This is a genomic window from Candidatus Aquicultor secundus (assembly GCF_002791875.1).
Taxonomy (GTDB): domain Bacteria; phylum Actinomycetota; class Aquicultoria; order Aquicultorales; family Aquicultoraceae; genus Aquicultor_A; species Aquicultor_A secundus.
The window spans coordinates 3,651-7,221 of the sequence record NZ_PFNG01000241.1; the positions used below are offsets into that span (position 1 = coordinate 3,651).

The following is a 3,571-nucleotide window of genomic DNA, read 5'->3' on the forward strand; positions in this document are numbered from 1 at the left end:
TTCTTCACAACGTTTCAGGATGACAATTGCTAGCGCTCAGAATGACATAGGGCCGGTAGTTCGTTATTTTAAGATTTATTGCAGGAGGAAGCATACATGTGTTTGGCTGTGCCGGCGAAGATCGTTGAGATAGACGAAGCGACGTTCTCTGCGAGCATCGATGTTATGGGCAATATCAGGAAAATCAGCGTAATGCTCACCCCGGAGGCCAAGCTTGGCAGCTGGGTGCTGGTGCATGCGGGGCAGGCGATTAATGTCGTCTCGGACGAAGAAGCCCGGGCATCACTCGAGATATGGGAGGAATTGCTGCGTGACGAGCAACAGTTTTAACGCCGCTGCGGGCATTATCGATGAGAAAAAGTATTTTCACCTGCTGGTCGAGAAGCTGCGGCAGATTGTCGTGCGACCCGTGAAGTTGATGGAGGTCTGCGGCACGCACACTATGGCGATCGGAAAGGCCGGTATGCGCGGGGTGCTTCCCCCCGAAGTGGAGCTTATCTCGGGACCCGGATGCCCCGTATGCGTTACCGCCGATTCGGATATCGACGCCTTCATGCGTCTTGCTAAAGACGAGCGGGTTATTCTGGCGACCTACGGCGATATGGTCCGGGTGCCGGGTACCGAAGGAAGCCTTGCCGAGCTGAAAGCCCAAGGTGCCGACGTGCGTGTGGTTTACTCCGCGCTTGAGGCGCTGGATTTTGCCCGCACAGAAGGCGATAAGGAAGTCGTTTTCTTAGGAATCGGGTTCGAGACGACCGCACCCGCCACGGCGCACGCCATAAAGACGGCAAAGGCCGAGAACCTATCCAACTTCAGCATTTATAATCTGCATAAAACCGTCCCCGAAGCGTTACGCGTGCTTCTTGAGGATGAGACGACTACGATCGACGGCTTTATCTTACCGGGTCATGTGAGCGTCATTATCGGCGAGACCCCATATGCGTTTATTGCTGAAGAATACGGCATCGCCGGGGCCATCGCCGGCTTTGAGCCGCCGGAGATCATGGCCGCGATCGTGAAGCTGGTCAAGGATATCAACGCGGAAACGCCGGTGATTTCAAATCTCTACCGCAAGGCGGTGCGCCCGGAAGGAAATGTTGTTGCGCAGAACCTGCTGCGAGAGATCTTTACGTCGGCCGATGCCGACTGGCGCGGCCTGGGCGTTATCCCTGGAAGCGGCCTTGCGCTAAGCAAAAATTACGAGCAGTTCGATGCAGCTCAAAAGCTTGGCATCGAGAAAATACAAGTTAAACTACATCCGGGATGCCGCTGCGGAGAAATCCTAAAGGGGATTATCAAACCGCGGCAATGCCCGCTTTTCGCTAAGCGTTGTACGCCGGAGAATCCGGTCGGCCCGTGCATGGTATCGTCTGAGGGAACATGCGCCGCATATTTTCTCTATCACGGGGGCGATGGGCATGTCGGATAAAATTCGCATGGCGCATGGGGGGGGCGGTGAGATGACGGCGCGCCTGATTGAGCAGGTCTTTTACGAAGCTCTCGGGGGCGATTTTAAAGAGGCCAACGACTCGGCCGTGCTCGAGCTTCCCGGCGGAAAAACCGCGTTTACCACCGACTCGTTTGTTATAAGCCCCTTGTTTTTTCCCGGCGGGGATATCGGCAAATTAGCATTTTGCGGGACCGTGAACGACCTGGCGGCTGCGGGCGCACAGCCCGTTGCGATATCCGCATCGTTCATCATCGAGGAGGGGATGGATATCGCCGACCTGAAACGAATCGCTACTTCTCTTGGCGATGTATCCCGTGAAACCGGAATTCCGGTTGTAGCCGGCGATACCAAAGTCGTCGACAAGGGGAGCGCCGACAAGGTCTTTATCACGACCGCCGGTATCGGCATCATTCCCGAGGGAATCGACTATCATCCGCGAAACATCCGGCCGGGTGACAAGATAATCGTCAGCGGTACTATCGGTGACCACGGCTATTGTATTACTGCGTTACGCGAGGGCATCGCGATTCAAAGTTCCGTTACGAGCGATTGCCGGCCGCTCCACGAGCTGGTGGCGCTCCTGTGCCCCCTTGCAGGGGACGTGCACACCGTTCGAGATGCGACGCGCGGGGGCGTCGGCACGGTGCTTAACGAGTGGGCGCGCCAAAGCGGCAACGGTATCCTCATCCGTGAAACCATGCTGCCGGTAAAAGATGAGGTAAAGGGCGGCTGCGCTCTGCTGGGCTTTGAGCCCATTTACCTCGCTAACGAAGGAAAGATGTTGTTCATAGTGTCTTATAACAAAGCCGAGGAGGCGCTTGCGTTGCTACAATCCCATTCCGCCGGGGTTGATGCTGCGGTTATCGGCGAAGTTACGGCCGGCAAACCGCAGGTAATCATGGAAACCGAGTGGGGCACCAGGCGGGTTGTTCCCGTTCCCCGGGGAGAGATCCTTCCAAGAATTTGTTAGACAAGGGAGGCAAGGGGGGCAAGGGGGACGGCAAGGGGGACGTTGTTTCCTCTGGGTCCTAAACTAAACGTAAATACAATCGGCTCTATCTTAGATGCTATTTATTCATATGGACAATTGTGCTAATATGCATAAAAAGCAAACGCTTAGGCAAAAAGGATACTTAGACTCATGCCAAGAGGCCCAAGGCTTGATATCCCTGGCGTGCTATACCACATAATCGGCCGGGGGATAGAGCGATGCGAGACATTTAAAGACGATAACGACAAAGATGCTTTCTTGTCCCGCTTAGGGGACATCCTACAAGAGACCTCGACTTTTATCTATGCATTTGCGCTAATTCCAAATCACTTCCATCTTCTGCTGCTACGGGGAGGTGTTCCAGTATCCAAAGTAATGCAAAGGCTTCTAACCGGCTATGCTATCTACTTCAATCGCCGACATCAAAGGGTGGGGCACCTGTTTCAAAACAGGTATAAGGCAATTATCTGCGAGCAGGATACCTACCTCTTGGAGCTTATAAGATATATCCACCTAAATCCGATAAGAGCGGGCCTGGTGGAGTCCATGTCAACTCTTATGCGCGACCCCCATTCAGGACATGCTTATCTAATAGGGAATAAAAAGGCCGTCTGGTATAATCCAGATATCGTCCTGTCTCATTTTGGAGCTACTGAGAAAGAAGCAAAGAGAAAGTACCTGGAATTCATGTCAGATGGAGTTTCAAGGGGAAGAAGGGCAGATCTTACCGGCGGTGGGCTGAAAAGGTCTTTAGGATATCCAAAAGAATATCCGAAAGAAAGATTTACCTATGATGAGAGGATATTAGGGGGAAGCGGTTTTGTTGAGGCAATACTCGGGGCTTATGAAGAAGTATCCAGAGGCAAGGTTGATTTCAACGCTTTGCTGCTGTCTACTTGCAGTCGCTTTGGCGTAACCGAAGATGAACTAAGGGGTGGTGCCAGGGTTAAGAAAGTAGCAGATGCAAGGGCGTATCTTGCCTACAAAGCCTCAAGAGAAGCCGGCATGGCCGGAAGTGAGATTGCGAGGTGGCTTGGTGCCACAAGATCAGCCGTATCGAAGATGATACGGAGGGGTGAAAGGCTAAGAGAAAGCATTCAAGAAGAGTGAGTTAGGACTCACAGGAAACA

General features: G+C 53.2%; 4 protein-coding genes. All 4 read left to right on the forward strand.

Going from position 1 to position 3,571, the window contains the following annotated elements:
- The first annotated feature begins 96 nt into the window (after nt 1–96).
- Complete coding sequence (locus tag COY37_RS10255) at nt 97–330, forward strand: HypC/HybG/HupF family hydrogenase formation chaperone (protein WP_286677523.1); 234 nt, start codon at nt 97–99, stop codon at nt 328–330.
- Nucleotides 311–1,429: a hydrogenase formation protein HypD gene (hypD, locus tag COY37_RS10260; protein WP_286677524.1), complete on the forward strand. Its 1,119-nt coding sequence runs from the start codon at nt 311–313 to the stop codon at nt 1,427–1,429. Before COY37_RS10255 ends, hypD begins: the two co-directional genes overlap by 20 nt.
- Entirely contained in the window at nt 1,419–2,420 is a 1,002-nt protein-coding gene (gene hypE, locus COY37_RS10265; protein ID WP_286677525.1) for a hydrogenase expression/formation protein HypE, read from the forward strand. Before hypD ends, hypE begins: the two co-directional genes overlap by 11 nt.
- Nucleotides 2,421–2,591: 171 nt before the next feature.
- Entirely contained in the window at nt 2,592–3,551 is a 960-nt protein-coding gene (locus COY37_RS10270; RefSeq protein WP_286677526.1) for a transposase, read from the forward strand.
- Nucleotides 3,552–3,571 lie beyond the last annotated feature (20 nt).